The organism is Variovorax sp. 38R, assembly GCF_014843395.1.
Lineage (GTDB): Bacteria > Pseudomonadota > Gammaproteobacteria > Burkholderiales > Burkholderiaceae_C > Variovorax > Variovorax paradoxus_H.
Map to the genome: position 1 here is coordinate 6,396,624 of NZ_CP062121.1, position 19,637 is coordinate 6,416,260.

Here is a 19,637-nt window from a genome sequence, read left to right on the forward strand (position 1 = left end):
GCGCCTGAGGCTTTTTTCTCGCACACTCGTTTGGAACGCGCAGAACTCGCAGGCTGGCTGCGACTTTCACTGACACCTGGCGTCGGCGACGGCGCCGCACGCCGTCTGCTCGCGGCCTTCGGGCTGCCTGAAGCGATCTTCGCGCAGCCCGAAGCGGCGCTGGGCGAAGTCGTCAGCAACGCCCAGGCCGCCGCGCTGAAGCAGCTGCCCTCCGGCCTGCAGGCGCAGGTCGACATGACCTGGCAATGGCTGCACCCCGCGGACGGCACCACCGGCGGCGCCGTCACGCGCCGCGTCGTGACGCTCGGCGATGCCGCCTATCCGAGTTCGCTGCTCGAGATGGTCGACCCGCCGCTGATGCTCTACGTGCTCGGTGCCCCCGCCTTCGACCTCACGCAGCTCGGCCGCAGCCTCGCCGTGGTCGGCAGCCGCAACCCGACGCCGCAGGGCGCGAGCCACGCGCGCGCCTTCGCGCGGGCGCTGGGCGAAGCCGGCCTGCCCGTGATCTCGGGCCTGGCGCTCGGCATCGACGGCGCGGCGCACCTGGGCGCGCTCGACGCGGCCGGCGATGCACCGGTGCTCGCCACCGTGGCCGTGGTCGGCACCGGCCTGGACCGCGTCTACCCCGCGCGGCACCGCGACCTCGCGCACCGCATCACGCTGCAAGGGCTGATCGTGAGCGAGCTGCCGCTCGGCACGCCGCCGCTCACGCAGAACTTTCCCAAGCGCAACCGCCTCATCGCGGGCCTGGCGCGCGGCACGCTGGTGGTCGAGGCGGCGCTGGCGTCGGGCTCATTGATCACCGCGCGCCTCACGTCGGAACAGGGCAAGGAAGTGTTCGCGATTCCAGGCTCGATCCACTCGCCGCAATCGCGCGGCTGCCACGCGCTGATCCGCCAAGGCGCGAAGCTGGTCGAGTCGGTGAACGACATCCTCGAAGAGTTGCCGCCGCTCGCGCCGGTCGCTCGCACGGTTGCGAGCGACATGCCTTCTTCGGCCCCAGAACATCCGCTGCTCGACGCCCTCGGCTTCGACCCCGTGAGCCTCGATGCGCTGAGCGCGCGCACCGGCTGGAGCGCGGCCATGCTGCAGGCGAAGATGCTCGAGCTTGAACTTGACGGGCATGTCGCGCGTTTGCCCGGCGGCCTGTTCCAAAGAGCCGCCGTCGGCTGACGCGCGAAGTGCACGAAAGCCTGGGGACGCACGACAGATTCCTGGGCTATATTGGGTCCATGTTCGAAGTGCTCGTGTTTGTGTATGAAAACTACTGGCGCGGCGATGCCTGCCCCGAACCCGAACAGCTGGGCCGCAAGCTCAGTGCGCACGGTTTCGAGGCGGAAGAAATTCGCGACGCCCTGCAGTGGCTCGACGGCCTGAGCCTTGCCACGCAAGGCCTGCAGTTCGAACCCCACCAGGCCCCTGAAGGCGACGGCGACAACGCCATCACCGCCGCCCGCGTCACGCTGCGCGGCGCGCCCGAAGCGGCACTGCCCCAATCGAGCCAGTCGATGCGCGTGTACTCGCCGTCGGAACAGGAACACCTCGGCGCCGAGTGCCTCGGCTTCATCCGTTTTCTCGAACTGTCGAACGTGCTGCCCTGCGGCCTGCGCGAGATCGTCGTCGAGCGCGCGATGGCCGCACCGGGCGACCCGGTGGCATTGGACGAACTCAAGATCATCGTGCTGATGGTGCACTGGAGCACCGGCATCGAGCCCGATGCACTGGTGCTCGACGAACTCTGCGAGAGCCGCGAAGGCCGAACGGCACACTGAGCGCGCGCTAAGCCCCTACCGGGGCAACACCAACGGCCTGGCAAAGCCAGTTCCGTGGTGTTCCGCGAACAGAGAAAAACAGCCGAGGTGGCTGACTAATTCAGAAGTCGCTCGGGATTCGCATCGAGCTTCGCCAACGCCTCGCGCGTCGCGCGCACGGTGAGCGTTTCTTCTTCAGCCGGCACCAGCAGGCCGGCCTGCAGGTACATCGCCAAGCGCCCCGCCTGAATGAGGAAGCTGCGGCCGTCGGCCGAGGCGAACAGGTGCAGCTGCTTGCGGTCGCTGCGCCACACGAACTGGACCTGGGTCACGCGGTCGTTGTGGTCCAGCATGAACCAGTTGCCCACCTGCAGTTCGTGGGTCCACGCGAGCATGTCTTCCGCGACCTTGACGCCGGCGGTGTCGGGAATGACCTCGATGGCCGTGGCGTCCACGCCGAGCAGCAGCTCGATGCTCTGCGCGTCGAGCGGCAGGCTGGAGGCGGTGCCGTCGTCGGTCACGAAGTCTTCGAGGTGCGCCAGCCGCTCGGCCATGGCTTCGATCTTGGCCTGGGGAATGGCCTCGGTCTTCGACATGAAGGCGTCGGTGAGCGTGGCGCCGATGGTCTTGATGTGGCTTTCCTGCGGCTCGCCGACGATGCCCAGCAGGTCCATGCCCTGGCGCAGGCGCTGCAGCAGCTGCGGCAGGTCTTGAATTACGCGGGCGCGGTCGGCACGGTTGGGCTTGGCGCTCGCGGCCCAGACCAGCTCGGAGGCCACGCGCTTGAGCATCACCGTGTGCTCGCCCTGCGCGCCGTAGCGCAGCGCGGCGATGGCCAGCACCTCGGCCCAGACCTTGAACAGGAACTCGCGGATCTCGTCGCGCACCGGCATGTCGTTGAGCATCTTGCGCAACTCGATGGTGTACTGGATCGCCATCGTCTCCTTCTGCTCGACCTGCTGCGCCACGCTCATGACGCGCTGCGTGGCGTCGCTCTGCGTGAGGTAGCGGCCGAGAAAAGCGACGAACTCGTCGAACACCAGCTTGAACACGCGCTGGCCGGTTTCGGGGTACTGCTCGATCACCTGCACCACGCGCTTGATCTCGTTCTCGAGCGCGCTGCCGGTGATGGCGGCGGCGTCGAAGCCCATCACACAGGAGCCCATGCGGTCGATCAGCATGCGGGCAGGGTGCTGCAGGGTGCCGAAGAATTCGGGCTCGGCGATGGCCACGCGCAGCACGGGCATCTGCAGCCGCGCGAACCACACGCGGGCGGAGAACGGAATGCGCTCTTCCGCGAGGATGGCCTGGAACATCAGCGCCACGATCTCGACCGTGGCCTTGTCGGCCGTGGTGGGCGCGCGCTTCTTGAGTTCGGCAGTGCGGCGACGCAGATCGACCGCGGTCTGCTGGATCAGCGTGGCCTGCTCGCCGCCGCCGTCCATGTACTGCGTGGCCGCCATGCGGTACGCGACCTCGGCATCGGCGATGGCGCCGGCAAAGGTGCGTGAAAACACGCGGGGCGCGGCCACGCCGCCGCCGGTACCAGTCACCCCGCCCGGTTGCGAGGCACCGGCCTCGCCACCGATGCGCGCGGCGACAAAACGCTTGAGGCTCAGCAGTGCGGTCTGCGCGCGCTGCCGTGCGAAGGCCAGCGGCGAACTGGCCATCATCGAGCTGGAGGCCGGCCCTGACGCCGGCACCGACGCCGCATCCGACGCCTGGAAAGCGAAGCCCGGACGCTGTTGCGGCTGCGGCTGCGATGACTGCGGGCCGTGCGACACCGCCGCACCTGCCGACGAAGCCTGCCCCATCGGCATGCTCGACGACGTCGGCATGCCCATGGACGAAGAACCGCCCGCATCGCCCGTGCGACGCACGAAGCTCTTGAGGTCGATTTCCTGCATCACGCCCTGCGCGATCAGGAAGGCGTTGGCGCTTTCATAGGCTTTCACGACCACGTCGGTCAGCGCCTGCTGCACCGTGCCCTGCACGCGGCCCCAGGCCTCGCGGCTCAGGCCGGCGGCCAGCCACTGTTCCACCAGCAGCTTGGCCAGCGTCTCGGGTTTCAGCACATCGCGGGCATCGAGCTCGTGCGTGCCTTCGAGGTGCTGGATGCGCAGGCGCAGGTCGCTGAGTTCGAAGCTGGCCTTGTCGTGGATGGTCTGCGCGAGGCGCGAGGCGAGGATGTTGCTCTCGACCACCTCGTCGCCGATGAGTTCCAGCCGCAGCGCCGCGGGGGCCGAGGAGGTGGCGCCCGCCGGGCCCGTGCCCAGCGCCTTGCGCCAGCCGACTTGCGTGAGCGACACCCACTGCGAGGCATGGCCCTGGAACGCCACGAGGTCGTCGCGGCTTTCCTGCATGGTGCGCGCGCTGCCGACATCGGAAGCCACCGCGCTCAGGCGGTCGCGGATGGCCTGGGCCATCGGAGCAATCGCACCTTCCGTGGCCGCCACGAAACGCTCACGCGCCTCGCGTGCGAGCTGCAGGGAGGAGGCGGACCGCGCAGTGCTCATTGAAGAATCGGAAAGGCCGGAGGATACGGTTCGTGGACGACAGCCCCGAGCTTGCATCGGGATGCGTCACCGCACAAGTGCGGGTGACGCGAAGCTGGCGCCGAAGTATCCCTCAGACCACCGCGCCGGCGTTCGGGTCGTCGCCGCCCGGATCGCCGTCGCGCTTGACCGGCGGGCCCTTGATCAGGTCTTCACGCTTCACGCCCAGCCACATCGCGATCGCGGCCGCCACGAAGCACGACGAGTAGATGCCGAAGCAGATGCCGATGGTCAGTGCCAGCGCAAAGTAATGCAGCGTCGGGCCGCCGAAGAAGAACATCGACAGCACCACGAGCTGCGTCGAGCCGTGGGTGATGATCGTGCGGCTGATGGTCGAGGTGATCGCGTTGTCGATGACTTCGGTGGTCGTCATCTTGCGGTAGCGGCGGAAGTTCTCGCGCACGCGGTCGAAGATCACGACCGACTCGTTCACCGAGTAGCCCAGCACCGCCAGCACCGCCGCCAGCACCGCCAGCGAGAACTCCCACTGGAAGAAGGCGAAGAAGCCCAGGATGATCACCACGTCGTGCAGGTTGGCCAGCACGGTGGACAGCGCGAACTTCCATTCGAAGCGGAACGCCAGGTAGATCATGATGCCGATCACCACCATGGCCAGCGCCTTGATGCCGTTGGAGGTCAGCTCGTCGCCGACCTGCGGCCCGACGACCTCGATGCCGCGCTGCGTGGCCGACGGGTCGACCGACTTCAGCGCCTGCATGACCTGCGCGCTCTGCTGGTCGGAGCTCATGCCCTTCTGGGTGGGCAGGCGGATCTGCACGTCGCGCGAGGTGCCGTAGTTCTGCACCTGCACTTCGGGATAGCCGAGCTTGGTGACGGCCTCGCGCACCTTGCCGATGTCGGCCGATTGCTCGTAGGCCACTTCCATCACCGTGCCGCCGGTGAACTCCACCGACAGGTGCAGCCCGCGATGGAACAGGAAGAACAGCGCCAGCGCAAAGGTTGCGAAGGAAATGATGTTCAGCACCAGGGCATGGCGCATGAACGGGATGGTCTTGTGGATGCGGAAGAATTCCATGGCGATGGTCCTCGGCCGTTACTTGGTTTCGACCACGGCGCTGCCGTCGGTCTTTGGCCGCCAGACGGTGCCGATCGACACAGACTTGAGCTTCTTCTTCTGGCCGTACCAGAAGTTCACGAGGCCGCGCGAGAAGAACACGGCCGAGAACATCGAGGTGACGATGCCGATGCAGTGCACCACCGCAAAGCCGCGCACCGGGCCCGAGCCGAAAGCCAGCAGCGCGATACCCGCGATGAGCGTGGTCACGTTCGAATCGAGAATCGTGCCCCAGGCGCGTTCGTAGCCCGCGTGGATGGCGGCCTGCGGTGAGGCGCCGTTGCGCAGCTCTTCGCGCACGCGCTCGTTGATCAGCACGTTGGAGTCGATGGCCACGCCGATGGCGAGCGCCATGGCCGCGATGCCGGGCAGCGTGAGCGTGGCCTGCAGCATCGACAGGATGGCGACCAGCAGCATCAGGTTGACGGCCAGCGCGATCGACGAGAACAGGCCGAACAGTGCGTAGTACAGGCACATGAAGACCATGATGGCCAGGAAGCCGTACATCACGCTCTTGAAGCCTTTTTCGATGTTGTCGGCGCCAAGCGTCGGGCCGATGGTGCGCTCCTGGATGATCTCCATGGGCGCGGCCAGCGAGCCGGCGCGCAGCAGCAGGGCGAGGTCGCTGGCCTCGGCCACCGTCATCGAGCCCGAGACCTGGAAGCGGTTGCCCAGCTCGCCGTTGATCGACGGGGCCGTGAGCACTTCGCCCTTGCCCTTCTCGAAGATCAGCATGGCCATGCGCTTCTTGTAGTTCTCGCGGCTGACGTCGCGCATGATGCGGCCGCCCTTGGCGTCCATGGTCAGGTCGACCTTGGGCTGGTTGCTCTGCTGGTCGAAGCCGGGCTGGGCGTCGGTGAGGTTCTCGCCGGTGACGAGCACCTGCTTCTTCACGATCACCGGACGGCCGCTGCGGTCGAGGAATTTCTCGGAGCCGAAGGGCACGGGCGCGCCGCTCAGTTCGGCCGCGCGGCCCTCGGAGCTTTCGTCGACCATGCGCATTTCGAGCGTGGCGGTGCGGCCCAGGATTTCCTTGGCCTTGGCCGTGTCCTGCACGCCCGGGAGCTGCACGACGATGCGGTCCAGGCCCTGCTGCTGGATCACCGGCTCGGCCACGCCGAGTTCGTTGATCCGGTTGTGCAGGGTCGTGATGTTCTGCTTGAGCGCGGCGTCCTGCAGGCGGCGGGCCGCCTCGGGCTTGATGGTGGCGGTCAGGCGCCAGTTGGTGCCGTCTTGCGTGTCGGTGGTGCTGAGGTCGGGGAACTGGTCCACGATCAGGCGCTTGGCGGTCTCGAGCGAGGCTGCATCGCGGAAGGTCACCTCGACGGTCTGGCCGTTGCGGCTGACCTGGGTGCCGCGGATGTTCTTGTCGCGGAAGGTGGTGCGCAGGTCGCTCGCGAACGACTCGGCCTTCTTGTCGATGGCGCCCTTCATGTCGACCTGCAGCAGGAAGTCGACCCCGCCGCGCAGGTCCAGGCCCAGGTACATCGGGAACGCATGCAGCGACGTGAGCCACTTCGGCGAACGCGACAGCAGGTTCAGCGCCACCGTGTAGGGCGGGTCGCTGGCGTCGGGCACCAGGGCGCGCTGCACGACGTCCCGCGCCTTGAGCTGGTCGTCGGTGGTGGTGAAGCGGGCGCGCAGCGAGCCGGCGTCGAGCGTCACCAGGTCGGGCGTCAGGCCGGCCGCCTTCAGCGCCTCCTCGACCCGGGTCTGGGTGGCGGCATCGACCTTGACGCTCGTCTTGGCCGCGGACACCTGCACCGCGGGTGCTTCGCCGAAGAAATTGGGCAGGGCGTAGATGAGCCCCACGAGTAGCACGATCACGATGATCGCGTACTTCCAGACCGGGTAACGGTTCATGAGAAGGCGCTTTTCACAAGCGTTTCAGAAAGGGAACACGGCGTGACTTGGGGCCCTGCGCCGCGAAGCGCAAGGTTCAGCTCACGCTTTTATTGCTTGACGGCGCCCTTGGGCAGCACCTGGACCACCGCGCTGCGCTGGATCTTGATCTCGATGCCGTTGGCGATCTCGAGGCCGAGGTACTGGTCGCTGATGGACGTGATCTTGCCGAGCACGCCGCCGGCCGTGGCGACTTCGTCACCCTTGGCCAGGGCTTCGATCATGGCGCGGGCTTCTTTCTGGCGCTTCATTTGCGGGCGGATCATGACGAAATACAGCACCACGAACATCAGCACCAGCGGCAGCATGCTGCCCAGCGAAGACAACATGTCGCCACCACCGGCGGCTGCGGGCGCGGTTTGTGCGAAAGCAGAGGAAATGAACAAGAGAGTCTCCAGCAGAGGGAAGAGAGAAGAAAAAGACTTCAGATGCGCAGGCCGGGCCCGCGGTTCCGCGCCCACGAAGGATGCGGGCCGCAAGTCAGAGGCTCGGCGGGGGAGGCCGCGCGCAGTCGGGCATTGTATTCGTCGCAGATGGCCGTTTCGCGCCCTTATCCGGCGCGGTGGGGAGGGCTTTTCGCTATTGTTTAAATAGCAAAGAGCGCCGCAAGGGCGCTCTTTGTCAGGGGAAACGGGGCCCGTGGATCAGGCCGCTGCGCGCTGCGCCTCGGGGTGGCGCCACTTGCCCAGCAGTTCGTTCCAGCGGGTGCGGGCCGCCGCCAGGTTGCGCTCCTTCACGTGGCCGTAGCCGCGGATCTGCTCGGGCAGCGCCGCGATCTCCAGCGCCAGCGCGTGGTTGTCGGCGCGCAGGCCCTTGAGCACTTCCTCGATGCTGGCGCGGTACTCGCCGATGAGGGCGCGCTCGGTCTTGCGCTCTTCGGTGCGGCCGAAGACGTCGAGCGCCGTGCCGCGCAGGCCCTTGAGCTTTGCCAGGAAGCGGAAGCCCGTGAGCATCCAGGGGCCGAACTTCTGCTTTTGCAGCTGGCCCTTGGTGTTCTTCTTGGCCATGAGCGGCGGCGCCAGGTGGTAGTTGAGCTTGTAGTCACCCTCGAACATGCCCTCGACGCGGTCCAGGAAGGTGCGGTCGGTGTGCAGGCGGGCGACTTCGTACTCGTCCTTGTAGGCCATGAGCTTGAACAGGTAGCGCGCCACCGTTTCGCTCAGGGCCGTGCTCTTGCCGACGGCGGCCTCGGCCTGCTGCACGCGGCCGACGAAGGCCTTGTATTCCTCGGCATAGGCGGCGTTCTGGTAGCCGGTCAGGAACTCGACGCGGCGAGCGACGAGGGCTTCGACCGTTTCGCGCTTCTTGAACTCGATGATCTGCCCCGGGCGCACGCGCTTTTGCAGCTCGTCGGGACGCACGGCGGCCTGGCGGCCCCATTCGAAGGCGGTCTTGTTGTTCTCGATGGCCACGGCGTTCAGCTCGATGGCGCGCATCAGCGACTCGTGCGCCAGCGGCACCCAGCCCTTTTGCCAGGCGTAGCCCAGGATCATCGGGTTGACGTAGATGGTGTCGCCCATCAGCGCGGTGGCGGCGGCATCGGCGTCGAAGGCGCCCAGGCCGTCGATGCCCACGGCGCGTGCAATTTCAGCGGCACAGGCGTCTTCGGGGTTCTGCCAGTTCGCGTTGCGCACGAAGGCGGCCGTGGGCGCGCTGTGGCTGTTGAGCGCCACGTGCGTGCGCCCTTCGCGCATGCGCGCCATGGTCTCGGCATTGATCGTGACGAGCGGGTCGCAGGCCAGGATCAGGTCGGCCGCCGCGGTGCCCACGCGGGTGGTGCGGATGTCGTCCTGCGTGTCGCCGATGAGCACGTGGCTCCAGGTGGCGCCGCCCTTTTGCGCCAGGCCCGCCGCGTCCTGCGTGACGATGCCCTTGGCCTCGATGTGCGCGGCCATGCCCAGCAGCTGGCCAATGGTGATCACGCCGGTGCCGCCGACGCCGGCCACCACCACGCCCCAGACCTTGCCGCCCACGAGCGACGGAATGGCGGGCTCGGTCAGCAGGCCGAACTCGGCCGGCGTGGCCGCCTTGTTCTTGCCCTTCTTCTTGAGCTGGCCGCCCTCGACGGTCACGAAGCTCGGGCAGAAGCCCTTCAGGCAGCTCATGTCCTTGTTGCAGCTGCTCTGGTTGATGGTGCGCTTGCGGCCGAATTCGGTTTCCAGCGGCTCCACGCTCAAGCAATTGCTCTGCACGCTGCAGTCGCCGCAGCCTTCGCAGACCAGTTCGTTGATGACCACGCGCTTGGCCGGATCGACGGCCGTGCCCCGCTTGCGGCGGCGGCGCTTCTCGGTGGCGCAGGTCTGGTCATAGATGATGGCCGTGGTGCCGGCCATGGCGCGGAACTCGCGCTGGATGTCGTCCAGCAGGTCGCGGTGCTTCACCTGCACGTGGTCGCCCGGAATGGTCACGCCCTCGTACTTCTCGGGCTCGTCGGTGACGATGACGACCTTCTTGGCGCCTTCGGCGTGCAGGCTCTCGGCAATCTGCAGCACCGAGTGGCCCTCGGGGCGCTCGCCGACCTGCTGGCCGCCGGTCATGGCGACCGCGTCGTTGTAGAGGATCTTGTAGGTGATGTTCACGCCCGCCGCGATGCTCTGGCGAATCGCCAGCAGGCCGCTGTGGAAGTACGTGCCGTCGCCCAGGTTGGCAAAGATGTGCTGATCGGTCGTGAAGGGCTGCTGGCCCACCCATGGCACGCCCTCGCCGCCCATCTGCGTGAAGCCGATGGTGGAGCGGTCCATCCAGGTCGCCATGAAGTGGCAGCCGATGCCGCCCATCGCACGCGAGCCTTCGGGCACGACGGTGCTGGTGTTGTGCGGGCAGCCCGAGCAGAACCAGGGCTGGCGCGTGGCGTCGGCCACGCTGGTGGACGCCTGCTGCACCACCATCGCGCGCTCCTTGGCCTCGAGGATGGCGAGCTGTGCGTCGATGCGGGCGGCCATGTCGGCGCCGGCGGCGGCCAGCAGGCCGGTCTTCTTCAGACGCGCGGCGATGGCCTTGGCGATGAGCGCCGGGTTCAGGTCGGCGTTGGCGCGCAGCAGCGTGTGCGAGGTCGGGTTGGGCATCGACCATTCGCCACCGGAGTAGCCGTCGTCCGTGGAGCTGGCGCCTTCGTCGAACTTGCCGACCACGTTGGGGCGCACGTCGGAGCGCCAGTTGTAGAGCTCTTCCTTGAGCTGGTATTCGATGACCTGGCGCTTCTCCTCGACCACCAGAATCTCTTGCAGGCCGGTGGCGAAGTCACGCGTGAGCTGTGCCTCGAGCGGCCACACCACGCCCACCTTGTGCAGGCGGATGCCCAGCTGGCGGCAGGCCGCGTCGTCCAGGCCCAGGTCGATGAGCGCCTGGCGCGTGTCGTTGAAGGCCTTGCCGCTGGCCATGATGCCGAAGCGGTCGTTCGGGCCTTCGATCACGTTGTGGTTCAGGCGGTTCGCGCGGATGTAGGCCAGCGCGGCGTACCACTTGTAGTGCATGAGCCGGGCTTCCTGCTCCAGCGCATGGTCGGGCCAGCGGATGTGCAGGCCGCCGGGCGGCATCTCGAAGTCGGTGGGAATGACGATGTCGACGCGCTCGGGGTCGATCATGGCCGTGGCGCTCGACTCGACGATCTCCTGGATCGTCTTCATGCCCGACCACACGCCCGAAAAGCGGCTCAGCGCAAAGGCGTGAATGCCCAGGTCGAGAATTTCCTGCACGTTGGCCGGAAAGAACACCGGCGTGCCGCAGGCCTTGAAGATGTGGTCGCTCTGGTGTGCGGCCGTGCTGCTCTTGGAGATGTGGTCGTCGCCGGCCACCGCGATCACGCCGCCGAATTCGGTGGTGCCCGCCATGTTGGCGTGCTTGAAGACGTCGGAGCAGCGGTCCACGCCCGGGCCCTTGCCGTACCAGATGCCGAAGACGCCGTCGAACTTGTTGGTGCCTTGCGGCGAGAAGCCCAGCTGCTGCGTGCCCCACAGCGCCGTGGCCGCGAGCTCTTCGTTCACGCCGGGCTGGAAGACGATGTTCTGTTCCTTGAGGAACTTGCTGGCCTTCCACAGCGCCTGGTCGTAGCCGCCGAGCGGGGAGCCGCGGTAGCCGCTGATGAAGCCGGCGGTGTTCTTGCCGACCTGCTTGTCGCGCAGGCGCTGCAGCATCGGCAGCTTGACCAGGGCCTGCACACCGCTCATGAAGGCGCGGCCGTAGTCGAGGGAGTATTTGTCGTCGAGCGTGACGGTTTCTAGCGCGCGGCGAATGTGCTCGGGCAGCGGGGCGTTCATGTGTTCTGTCTCCGTATTGGCAGGGCTTTGTGGGCCTGGCTGATGGGGTGTGGGTCTGTGCCCGGTAGGGCGCGAGCCCATGGTCACGCAAAGTGTATGCCGGGGTCCGCGACAGGTGTTTGCGTTTTTCGTCCCCAAAAAGCGGCTTTTAGAAAGAATCTTGCTTAACATCCACGCCTATGGAAAGCATTGACAAGTTCGACCTCGCTATCCTGCAAGAACTGCAGACCGATGGCCGCCTCACGAACGCCGAGCTTGCGCAGCGCGTGGGCCTGTCGGCGGCGCCCTGCTGGCGCCGCGTGCGCGCGCTGGAAGACGCCGGCTTCATCAAGGGCTACCGCGCCGAGATCGACCGCCACAAGATCGGGCTGGGCGTGCTCGCTTTCGTGCGCGTGGACACCGAGCGCGTCACCCACGAAGCCACGCGCAAGCTCGAAGACGCGATCCGCAAGATGCCCGAGGTCGTGGCCTGCCACTACATCAGCGGCACCGGCACCTTCGAGCTGCAGGTGGTGGCCCAAGACCTGAACGGTTTCTCGGCCTTCGCGCGGCAGAACCTCATGAACCTGCCGAACGTGAAAGACCTGCACACCAGCTTCTCGCTGGGCGAGGTGAAGGCGAACAGCGCGCTGCCGCTGGGGCACCTGGCGAAATAGCCGGCCCCACAAAAAAAAAGAAAAAGGCCGCCTCCCGCGAGGGAGCCGGCCCATTCATCCGCCCGAGGGCGGCGCACCTTCTCTCTATCTAGTTAGAAGGTGATTTCCTTCTCGACGTCCTGCAGCTTGCGACGGGCCAGCGCCAGGTTCGACTTCGCCTTGTCGAGCACGAAGTAGATGAACACGCCTTCCTTCTGCGCCATCGGGCGCAGCAGGTGGTACTGCTTGCCCAGCGTGATCAGGATGTCTTCGATGGTGTCGCTCAGGCCCAGCGCGCGCATCGTCTTGAGCTTGGCACGCATCACTTCGGTGTTGCCGGCGGCAGCCACTTCGAGGTCCACGCCGGAGCCGGCGGCGCCCAGCATCATGCCGCTGGCGGAATCGACCACGGCGGCGCACAGGGCGCCGTCGGCGGTCAGAAGGTTGTCGAGGCTGGTCTGGATCGAGGCCATGTCAGTGAGTCCTGGTATTGAAATTCATGCGAATGAAAGAAGAGGGTGGAGACGTCGCATGCCAATTCGTCCCCGCCCGTGAATTCGTAGGGAAGGCCTAAGGCTGCGGCGCCTCGAGCGCCCGCACGCAGGCCGCCGTGCGGTACATCGCCTGCGCGAGCACTGCGTCGGCGTCGGCGATGACGTTCACGATCAGCGCGGTCTCGCCGTTGTGCACCGGGCTGACCAGCGCAAAGCCGTTGTCGGTCGCGACCGTGATGCAGGTGCAGCGGCCCAGGCCGGCCTCCTGCGACACCACGGCGCCGATGGCGGCGATCGAGCTGGCCATGGCGGCGATGCGCGCGGGCTCGACGTCGCGCCGGGCGACGCTGGCGATCTCGAAGCCGTCGGGCGTGGCCACCACCACCGAGGCGACGCCGCTCACTTCGTCGAGCACGCGGCGGGCTTCGACCGCGGCGCGCAACTTCAGGGCGTGGGGAATCTTCATGACGCGGCCTCCTCGTCGAGCACTTCGATCTGCATCAGCAGCGTTTCAATCAGCGCGACGACGTCGTCCTTGCGGCGCGGATCGACCGCCAGCAGCGGCAGCACCAGCCCGCGCGCGGCCAGCGCCTGCGCGTAGTCGTCGAGCGTGGGTGTGGGGTGCGACGGCAGGCGGCTCACGCCCACGGCGCAGGGCATGCGCTCGAGCGCGCCGGCAAAGCCGTCCAGGTACTGGGCCAGGTCGGCCATCGGGTCGGGCCGGCTGTTGTCCAGCAGGATCGCCAGGCCCAGCGCATCGCGCACCAGGATCTTCCACATGAAGTCAAAGCGGCTCTGGCCCGGCGTGCCGTACAGGCGCAGCCGGTCGCCGTTGTCGAGCGTCACCTGGCCGAAGTCGAGCCCCACCGTGGTGGTGGCCTTGGCGACCGAGGTGTCGGCGTTGGCGACCTCGGTGGCGATCGGCGCGGTGTCGCTGATGGCCGCGATGGCCGTGGTCTTGCCCACGCCCATGGGGCCCGTGAAGACGAGCTTGAAGTCCCTCATGTCGGTGCCCTCTTCAGGCCAGCCCGAGGCGTCGGCGGATGCGCGAGAGCAGGCCGCGCTTGTGCTGCGCGGCCTCGCCGCCAGCGCTCGCACCCGAGGGGCGCGGCCCGCGGGTTTCCTCCGACCAGGTCAGCGCGCCTTCTTCCTCCAGCAAGCCGAGGAAGGTGCTGCACTCCTGCACGTCGATGCGGCCCAGCACGCTCAGGCTTTCGGCCGATTGAGCGCTTTTCGACAGCGCGGCCGCGAGCCGCACGTAGATCGGATGGCGCTGCAGGGTCACCTGCGAGGGCCAGCGGATCAGCGAGGCGCGTGCGCGGATCGAGCGCACCATGGCGCGCGCCGCGTCGCCCGAAGCCCCGCTCGGCGTGATCTGGTTGAGCAGCGCGACCAGCTCTTCCGCGTAGATGGGACGCGCCAGCGTGCGGCGCGCGGGGGCTACTGGCGCTGCATCGCCGCGCGCCACCATCGGCACCACGAAGCGTGCCGCCGGCGTCTGCCGCTCGGCGGCCGGCGTGTCGCCGTCCACCAGCAACAGGTCGCACGGCTGCGATTCGCTGACGGTCCAGAGGGACCGGAGATTGGAGCTGAGGCGAACGATGATCCTCAAGAGCTCGACCTCGACCTGAGGGAGCCCCATGACGCCCAAAACCAATGGCATAACCTTCTTCCCTGACCAATTGTTTTTAATAGTTCCTTATTGTTATATGTGTTAACTAATTGATGCGCCGTGTATCGAATCGATGCCCAAATATGGGTGCGCACCGAGAAGTAACGCACACGATGGGAGCGCCGAACGGGCGTGGCCGCCCTTCGCAAGACCTCTGGGACACTTGGCCCCATGAACCCCGAAGCAACCGGCCTGCGGGCCCTGTCGCACCTGCACACCCTGGGCCTGCTGACCGACGCGGAACACGCACAGGCGCTCGCGCACCCCGACCTGCCGACCGCCGCGCTGCGCACCCCGAGCGAAGCGCTGGGCTGGGCGGCCGCCAAGGACATCGTCGCGCCGGAGGCACTGCCCGGCCTGCACGCCCGCGCCGCCCCCGGCGCGGAAGACGAGGCGCACCGCACCGTGGCGAACGCGGTGGCCATGGTCAGCGGGCAGGCGCCGGCCTGGGTGCTGCTCGAGATCAGCCTCATGGCGAACCGCCTGGAAGACGGCGTGACCGACAGCGCGCTCGACCAGTTGCAGGCGCTGCAGCTGGTCGACCCCGCGCAGCACGCACAGGCCCTGAGCCTGCTGCCCGCACCGGAACCCGAGTGGGCGGCGCCCGCGTCGCCAGCCGCCACGCTGGCCTGGGCCGTGCGCACCGGCGTGCTGACGCCCGCGCAACTGCAGACCCTCGCATCGCCGACGTCCGCGGGCTCGCCGGAAGGCCGGCAGGTCGCGGCCGACGCGCTCGCCCGCACGGAGCGCAGCAGCGGCGGCCACACGAAAACCGTGCACACCCGCAGCGTGACGTGGCATTCCACGGGCGCCTCCGCGTCGCCCCGTGCGGGCAAGGTGATCGCCATCGTGGCGCTGGTGGCGGTCGCGCTCTACTTCCTGTTCGCCCGATAGGCGGCAAGGGGTCCCGATAGCGACCGCCTAAAATGCTCGCCCACCGCTTCCCGCCGGGCGGCAAGACACAAGGACCCCGAATGAACTCCCTCCGCCGCGCCTTGGCCCTCGGCCTCGCAGCCGCCACGCTCGCCTTCGGTGCCCAGGCCCAGAACCGCGAACTCACCGTGGCCTCCAGCGCCACCTATGCGCCGTTTGCCTTCGAGAACAAGGACAAGCAGATCGTCGGCTTCGACATCGACATCATCAACGCCATCGCCAAGCAGCAGGGCCTGAAGATCAAGGTCGTCAACACGCCCTTCACCGGCATCTTCGGTGCGCTGAACAACGGCGACGTCGACCTCGTGATCTCGGGTGTCACCATCAACGAGAAGCGCAAGCAGAGCTACGACTTCACGCCGCCGTACTTCGCGGCCCGCCAACTCATCGCGCTGCCGAAGAACAGCACCGTGGCCTCGCTGAAGGACCTCACCGGCAAGAAGATCGCCGTGGTCAGCGCCTCGACCGCCGACGACATCGCCTCGCGCGAGTTCGGCAAGACCAGCCCCAACATCCGCCGCTTCGAGAGCACGCCGCTCATCATTTCCGAGCTGGCCGGCGGCGGCGTCGATGCCGCCATGGGCGACAACGGCGTGATCGCCTACCGCGTGGCGCAGCACGCCGAGCTGAAGACGCTGGACGACAAGTCCTTCCCCGAAGAAGGCTTCGGCATCGTCGTGAAGAAGGGCGACAAGGCGCTGCTCGACAAGCTCAGCGCCGGCCTGGCGGCCATCCGCGCCGACGGCAGCTACGTGACGATCTACAAGAAGTGGTTCAACAAGGACCCGAACGTGCGCTGAGCCGCACGGCATTGCATTGAACACGGCCGCCTTCCAGCGGCCGTTTCGTTTTTCGTTTGTTGATTGAGAAAGTTGGAGGAGCTAAGGATGGAACAACCGATCCTGCTTTTCGGATGGTTCCGCTGGGACATCCTCGTGGAATACAAGGACCTGTTCTGGCAGGGCGCCTGGATGACGCTGCGCATGACCGTGGTCTGCGTGCTGCTCGGGTCGAGCTGGGGCCTGTGCCTGGCGCTCGCGCGGCTGGCGCAGGCGCGCCATGCGCCGTGGACCTGGGTCACGCGCGTGCTGCTGCGCTGGCCGGCCACGGTGTACGTGAGCTTCTTCCGGGGCACGCCGCTGTTCGTGCAGATCCTGTTGATCCACTTCGCGGTGATGCCGGTGTTCATCCACCCGAGCACCGGCCTGCTCATCGACGGCGAACTCGCGCGCACACTCAAGCAGGAGCACGGCGCACTGATCTCCGGCGTGGTCGCGCTCACGCTGAACTCGGCGGCCTACATCTCGGAAGTGTTCCGCGCCGGCATCCAGTCGATCTCGCGCGGGCAGTTCGACGCCGGCCGCTCGCTGGGCCTGAGCCCCGCGCAGGTGATGCGCTACGTGGTGCTGCCGCAGGCGTTTCGCCGCATGCTGCCGCCGCTGGGCAACAACGCGATCGCGCTGCTCAAGGACACCTCGCTGGTGTCGGCCATCGGCCTGGCCGAGCTGGCCTACGCCGCGCGCACCGTGGCAGGCGCCTATGCGCGCTACTGGGAGCCGTACCTGGCGATCTCGGTGGTGTACTGGGTGATGACGCTGGTGCTCACGACGCTGCTGCGCCGACTGGAACACCGTCTCGCCCGCAGCGACCGGGGCTAGGCGCGCCACGTCGCGCCACAATAGCGCGACATGCCGCCCATATCCCCCGAAGAGACACCCCTCCCGCCGGCCAAGCCGCAGCCCTCGAACCTCGCGGCGCTCGAGCCGCTGAAGCTCCCCGTGTTCCGCATGCTGTGGAGCACCTGGCTCATCGCCAACATCTGCATGTGGATGAACGATGTGGCGGCGGCGTGGATGATGACCTCGCTCACCTCCTCGCCGATCTGGGTGGCGCTGGTGCAGTCGGCCTCCACCTTGCCGGTGTTCCTGCTCGGGCTTCCGAGCGGCGCGCTGGCCGACATCCTCGATCGCCGGCGCTGGCTGGTGGCCACGCAGTTCTGGCTGGCCGGCACGGCCGTGGTGCTGTGCGCCGCCATCGCGCTCGACGTGATGACCGCGCCGCTCCTGCTGGCACTCACCTTCGCCAACGGCATCGGGCTGGCGCTGCGCTGGCCGGTGTTCTCGGCCATCGTGCCCGAGCTGGTGCCGCGCCAACAACTGCCGGCGGCGCTGGGCCTGAACGGCATCGCCATGAACGCCTCGCGCATCGTCGGCCCGCTCACAGCCGGCATGCTGATCGCGAGCGCGGGCAGCGTGTGGGTGTTTGCGCTCAACGCGGTGCTGTCGGTGGCCTCGGGCTTCGTGGTGCTGCGCTGGCGCCGCGAGCACACGCCCAACCCGCTGGGCCGCGAAAAACTCATCAGCGCGATGCGCGTGGGCGTGCAGTTCGTGCGCCAGTCGCAGCGCATGCGGGCGGTGCTCACGCGCGTCTCGCTCTTCTTCTTCCACTCGACCGCGCTGCTGGCGCTGCTGCCGCTGCTGGCACGCAACCTCGAGGGCGGCGGTGCCGGCACCTTCACGCTGCTGCTGGCCGCCATGGGCACGGGCGCGATCATCGCGGTGCTCTTTCTGCCGCGGCTGCGCCAGGCGCTCGGGCGCGACCAGCTGGTGCTGCGCGGCGCCATGCTGCAGTCGGCCGCCACCGCCGTGATGGCCGTCGCGCCCAACGCCTGGGTCGCGGTGCCGGCGATGTTCTTCGGCGGCATGGCGTGGATCACGGTGGCCAACTCGCTGTCGGTGTCGGCCCAGCTCGCGCTGCCCGATTGGGTGCGCGCGCGCGGCATGTCGACCTACCAGATGGCGATCATGGGCGCGAGCGCGATCGGCGCGGCGCTGTGGGGCCAGGTGGCCACCGTCACGTCGCTCAAGCTGAGCCTGGCCATCGCCGCCGTGAGCGGCACGCTGCTGATGCTGGCGGCCATGCGCTGGGTGACCGACGTGAGCGGCGAGGACGACGTGCGCCCCGCCCAGGCCGGCTGGGCCACCGGGCCGCCCGCCGAGGCGCCGCAGGAAGACGGCCGCGTGGTGATCACGGTCGAGTACCTGATCGATCCGTCGCGCGCCGCGGCCTTCCACCTCGTGATGCAGCAGACCCGGCGCGCGCGCCTGGGCCAGGGCGCCATCGGCTGGGAGCTGCTGCACGACATCGCGCAGCCCGAGCGCTACGTGGAGCAGATCGTCGACGAGTCGTGGACAGACCACCTGCGCCGCTTCAACCGCGCCACCGCCGCCGACATGGCGCTGCGCGAACGCCGGCTGGCGTTTCACCTCGGCGAAACGGCGCCGGTGATCACGCGCTTCGTGGTGCGCCGCTGAGCGAGTCCGTCAGCGGAAGAACAGCAGCCGCGTGAGGAAGGTGTGATCGGCCTCCGCGGCCATCAGCCCGACCAGCACCAGCAGGCACAGCGGCGGCAGCAGGATGGCGTAGACCAGCGCCAGCCGCTCCCACGCCATGTGCATGAAGACCGCGACGATGAGCCCGGCCTTGAGCAGCATGAAGACGAGGATCAGGCCCCAGCGCAAATAGCTCTGCACGTGGAAGTAGTCGACCATGTACGACATCGCGCTGAGCACGAACAAAAGCCCCCAGATCTTCAGGTACAGGCCGATGGGGTGCTGCTGGCCGGTGGTGGTGATATGGGTGTTCATGGTGGTCCTCCTCCTCACCAGAGATAGAACAGCGCGAAGATGAAGACCCACACCAGGTCCACGAAGTGCCAGTACAGGCCCACGATCTCGACCACCTGGTAGTTGCCGGCCTTGTCGTAGTCGCCGCGAATGAGCTTGAAGGCCACCGCAAACAGCAGCACCACGCCGGCCGACACGTGCAGCCCGTGGAAGCCCGTGATCATGAAGAAGGCCGCGCCGAACTGCGCCGCGCCCATCGGATTGCCCCAGGGCCGCACGCCCTCCTCGAGGATCAGCTTGGACCACTCGAAGGCCTGCATGCCGACGAAGAGCTCGCCGAAGGTGGCGGTCACGAGCATCAGCGTGGCGGCGTTCACGCGGTCGCCGCGGTAGGCGAAGTTGACCGCCATCGCCATCGTGCCGCTGCTGCTGATGAGCACGAAGGTCATGATCGCGATCAGCAACAACGGCACGTCCGCCCCGCCCACGTGCAGCGCGAACACCTCGCTCGGATTCGGCCACGCCGCGGTGGTCGACACGCGCACCGTCATGTACCCCGTGAGGAAGCAGCTGAAGATGAAGATGTCGCTCAGCAGGAAGATCCAGATCATCGCCTTGCCCCACGAGACGTGGAACGCCTGGCGATCGGACGACCAGTCGGCCACCAGCCCGCGCCAGCCGCTCGCGGCGACGGCAGAGCCGGTGAGGGTTGCAGCGGAGTGGTTCATGCGAAGCCTC

The 19,637-nt window shown here is 67.6% G+C and carries 18 protein-coding genes; 7 read left to right on the forward strand and 11 right to left on the reverse strand.

Annotation, left to right across the window (positions count from 1 at the left end):
- Nucleotides 1-30 precede the first annotated feature (30 nt).
- Both dprA and IG196_RS29735 read left to right on the forward strand, forming a co-directional pair.
- Entirely contained in the window at nt 31-1,173 is a 1,143-nt protein-coding gene (gene dprA / locus IG196_RS29730; protein WP_192194109.1) for a DNA-processing protein DprA, read from the forward strand.
- 59 nt (nt 1,174-1,232) lie between these two features.
- Complete coding sequence (locus IG196_RS29735) at nt 1,233-1,772, forward strand: DUF494 family protein (RefSeq protein ID WP_192194110.1); 540 nt, start codon at nt 1,233-1,235, stop codon at nt 1,770-1,772.
- Nucleotides 1,773-1,867: 95 nt separating this feature from the next.
- On the opposite strand, the gene IG196_RS29740 is transcribed toward IG196_RS29735, so the two are convergent.
- The 5 genes from IG196_RS29740 to IG196_RS29760 all read right to left on the reverse strand — a co-directional run bounded on the left by IG196_RS29740 (nt 1,868) and on the right by IG196_RS29760 (nt 11,539).
- On the reverse strand, nt 1,868-4,267 hold the full coding sequence (locus tag IG196_RS29740; protein ID WP_192194111.1) for a DUF1631 family protein: 2,400 nt from the start codon (nt 4,265-4,267) through the stop codon (nt 1,868-1,870).
- A gap of 112 nt (nt 4,268-4,379) precedes the next feature.
- Nucleotides 4,380-5,342, reverse strand: a complete 963-nt coding sequence (gene secF, locus IG196_RS29745; RefSeq protein ID WP_101490867.1) for a protein translocase subunit SecF — start codon at nt 5,340-5,342, stop codon at nt 4,380-4,382.
- An 18-nt stretch (nt 5,343-5,360) separates the two neighbouring features.
- Nucleotides 5,361-7,244, reverse strand: a complete 1,884-nt coding sequence (gene secD / locus IG196_RS29750; RefSeq protein ID WP_192194112.1) for a protein translocase subunit SecD — start codon at nt 7,242-7,244, stop codon at nt 5,361-5,363.
- Between the two features lie 89 nt (nt 7,245-7,333).
- Nucleotides 7,334-7,669: a preprotein translocase subunit YajC gene (gene yajC / locus IG196_RS29755; protein ID WP_099793994.1), complete on the reverse strand. Its 336-nt coding sequence runs from the start codon at nt 7,667-7,669 to the stop codon at nt 7,334-7,336.
- Between the two features lie 258 nt (nt 7,670-7,927).
- The gene (locus tag IG196_RS29760) at nt 7,928-11,539 is read right to left on the reverse strand and encodes an indolepyruvate ferredoxin oxidoreductase family protein (RefSeq protein WP_192194113.1); all 3,612 of its coding nucleotides are present in this window, start codon (nt 11,537-11,539) and stop codon (nt 7,928-7,930) included.
- A 179-nt stretch (nt 11,540-11,718) separates the two neighbouring features.
- Between IG196_RS29760 and IG196_RS29765 the strand changes: the two genes are divergently transcribed.
- Nucleotides 11,719-12,195: an Lrp/AsnC family transcriptional regulator gene (locus tag IG196_RS29765; RefSeq protein ID WP_062478228.1), complete on the forward strand. Its 477-nt coding sequence runs from the start codon at nt 11,719-11,721 to the stop codon at nt 12,193-12,195.
- Between the two features lie 92 nt (nt 12,196-12,287).
- Here IG196_RS29765 and IG196_RS29770 read toward each other — a convergent pair whose 3' ends face one another.
- The 4 genes from IG196_RS29770 to IG196_RS29785 form a co-directional block, all read right to left on the reverse strand.
- On the reverse strand, nt 12,288-12,647 hold the full coding sequence (locus tag IG196_RS29770) for a hypothetical protein (protein WP_099794000.1): 360 nt from the start codon (nt 12,645-12,647) through the stop codon (nt 12,288-12,290).
- Between the two features lie 97 nt (nt 12,648-12,744).
- A complete protein-coding gene (locus tag IG196_RS29775; RefSeq protein WP_192194114.1) occupies nt 12,745-13,134 on the reverse strand; it encodes a roadblock/LC7 domain-containing protein in 390 nt (129 codons plus the stop codon).
- Nucleotides 13,131-13,673, reverse strand: coding sequence for a GTP-binding protein (locus tag IG196_RS29780; RefSeq protein WP_192194115.1), 543 nt, complete (start codon nt 13,671-13,673; stop codon nt 13,131-13,133). Before IG196_RS29780 ends, IG196_RS29775 begins: the two co-directional genes overlap by 4 nt.
- 13 nt (nt 13,674-13,686) lie before the next feature.
- On the reverse strand, nt 13,687-14,331 hold the full coding sequence (locus IG196_RS29785) for a hypothetical protein (RefSeq protein ID WP_192194116.1): 645 nt from the start codon (nt 14,329-14,331) through the stop codon (nt 13,687-13,689).
- A gap of 180 nt (nt 14,332-14,511) precedes the next feature.
- Here IG196_RS29785 and IG196_RS29790 point away from each other — a divergent pair, with 180 nt between their 5' ends.
- The 4 genes from IG196_RS29790 (at nt 14,512) to IG196_RS29805 (ending at nt 18,587) form a co-directional block, all read left to right on the forward strand.
- The gene (locus IG196_RS29790; RefSeq protein WP_192194117.1) at nt 14,512-15,234 is read left to right on the forward strand and encodes a hypothetical protein; all 723 of its coding nucleotides are present in this window, start codon (nt 14,512-14,514) and stop codon (nt 15,232-15,234) included.
- Nucleotides 15,235-15,314: 80 nt separating this feature from the next.
- Nucleotides 15,315-16,073, forward strand: coding sequence for a basic amino acid ABC transporter substrate-binding protein (locus IG196_RS29795; RefSeq protein WP_192194118.1), 759 nt, complete (start codon nt 15,315-15,317; stop codon nt 16,071-16,073).
- Nucleotides 16,074-16,160: 87 nt separating this feature from the next.
- On the forward strand, nt 16,161-16,931 hold the full coding sequence (locus tag IG196_RS29800) for an amino acid ABC transporter permease (RefSeq protein WP_192194119.1): 771 nt from the start codon (nt 16,161-16,163) through the stop codon (nt 16,929-16,931).
- Between the two features lie 30 nt (nt 16,932-16,961).
- Nucleotides 16,962-18,587: an MFS transporter gene (locus tag IG196_RS29805; RefSeq protein WP_192194120.1), complete on the forward strand. Its 1,626-nt coding sequence runs from the start codon at nt 16,962-16,964 to the stop codon at nt 18,585-18,587.
- A 9-nt stretch (nt 18,588-18,596) separates the two neighbouring features.
- Here the strand turns inward: IG196_RS29805 and IG196_RS29810 are convergent, their stop codons facing one another.
- The gene (locus IG196_RS29810; RefSeq protein ID WP_101490858.1) at nt 18,597-18,920 is read right to left on the reverse strand and encodes a cytochrome C oxidase subunit IV family protein; all 324 of its coding nucleotides are present in this window, start codon (nt 18,918-18,920) and stop codon (nt 18,597-18,599) included.
- Nucleotides 18,921-18,934: 14 nt separating this feature from the next.
- Nucleotides 18,935-19,627: a heme-copper oxidase subunit III family protein gene (locus IG196_RS29815; RefSeq protein ID WP_192194121.1), complete on the reverse strand. Its 693-nt coding sequence runs from the start codon at nt 19,625-19,627 to the stop codon at nt 18,935-18,937.
- Nucleotides 19,628-19,637 lie beyond the last annotated feature (10 nt).

Coding starts and splice junctions, on each gene's coding strand:
- IG196_RS29735 (WP_192194110.1), top strand. CDS start 1,233: ATGTTCGAAGTGCTCGTGTTTGTGTATGAAAACTACTGGCGCGGCGAT.
- IG196_RS29760 (WP_192194113.1), bottom strand. CDS start 11,539: ATGAACGCCCCGCTGCCCGAGCACATTCGCCGCGCGCTAGAAACCGTC.
- IG196_RS29815 (WP_192194121.1), bottom strand. CDS start 19,627: ATGAACCACTCCGCTGCAACCCTCACCGGCTCTGCCGTCGCCGCGAGC.
- IG196_RS29775 (WP_192194114.1), bottom strand. CDS start 13,134: ATGAAGATTCCCCACGCCCTGAAGTTGCGCGCCGCGGTCGAAGCCCGC.
- IG196_RS29810 (WP_101490858.1), bottom strand. CDS start 18,920: ATGAACACCCATATCACCACCACCGGCCAGCAGCACCCCATCGGCCTG.
- IG196_RS29740 (WP_192194111.1), bottom strand. CDS start 4,267: ATGAGCACTGCGCGGTCCGCCTCCTCCCTGCAGCTCGCACGCGAGGCG.
- IG196_RS29795 (WP_192194118.1), top strand. CDS start 15,315: ATGAACTCCCTCCGCCGCGCCTTGGCCCTCGGCCTCGCAGCCGCCACG.
- secF (WP_101490867.1), bottom strand. CDS start 5,342: ATGGAATTCTTCCGCATCCACAAGACCATCCCGTTCATGCGCCATGCC.
- IG196_RS29790 (WP_192194117.1), top strand. CDS start 14,512: ATGAACCCCGAAGCAACCGGCCTGCGGGCCCTGTCGCACCTGCACACC.
- IG196_RS29765 (WP_062478228.1), top strand. CDS start 11,719: ATGGAAAGCATTGACAAGTTCGACCTCGCTATCCTGCAAGAACTGCAG.
- IG196_RS29800 (WP_192194119.1), top strand. CDS start 16,161: ATGGAACAACCGATCCTGCTTTTCGGATGGTTCCGCTGGGACATCCTC.
- IG196_RS29770 (WP_099794000.1), bottom strand. CDS start 12,647: ATGGCCTCGATCCAGACCAGCCTCGACAACCTTCTGACCGCCGACGGC.
- IG196_RS29805 (WP_192194120.1), top strand. CDS start 16,962: ATGCCGCCCATATCCCCCGAAGAGACACCCCTCCCGCCGGCCAAGCCG.
- IG196_RS29785 (WP_192194116.1), bottom strand. CDS start 14,331: ATGCCATTGGTTTTGGGCGTCATGGGGCTCCCTCAGGTCGAGGTCGAG.
- secD (WP_192194112.1), bottom strand. CDS start 7,244: ATGAACCGTTACCCGGTCTGGAAGTACGCGATCATCGTGATCGTGCTA.
- IG196_RS29780 (WP_192194115.1), bottom strand. CDS start 13,673: ATGAGGGACTTCAAGCTCGTCTTCACGGGCCCCATGGGCGTGGGCAAG.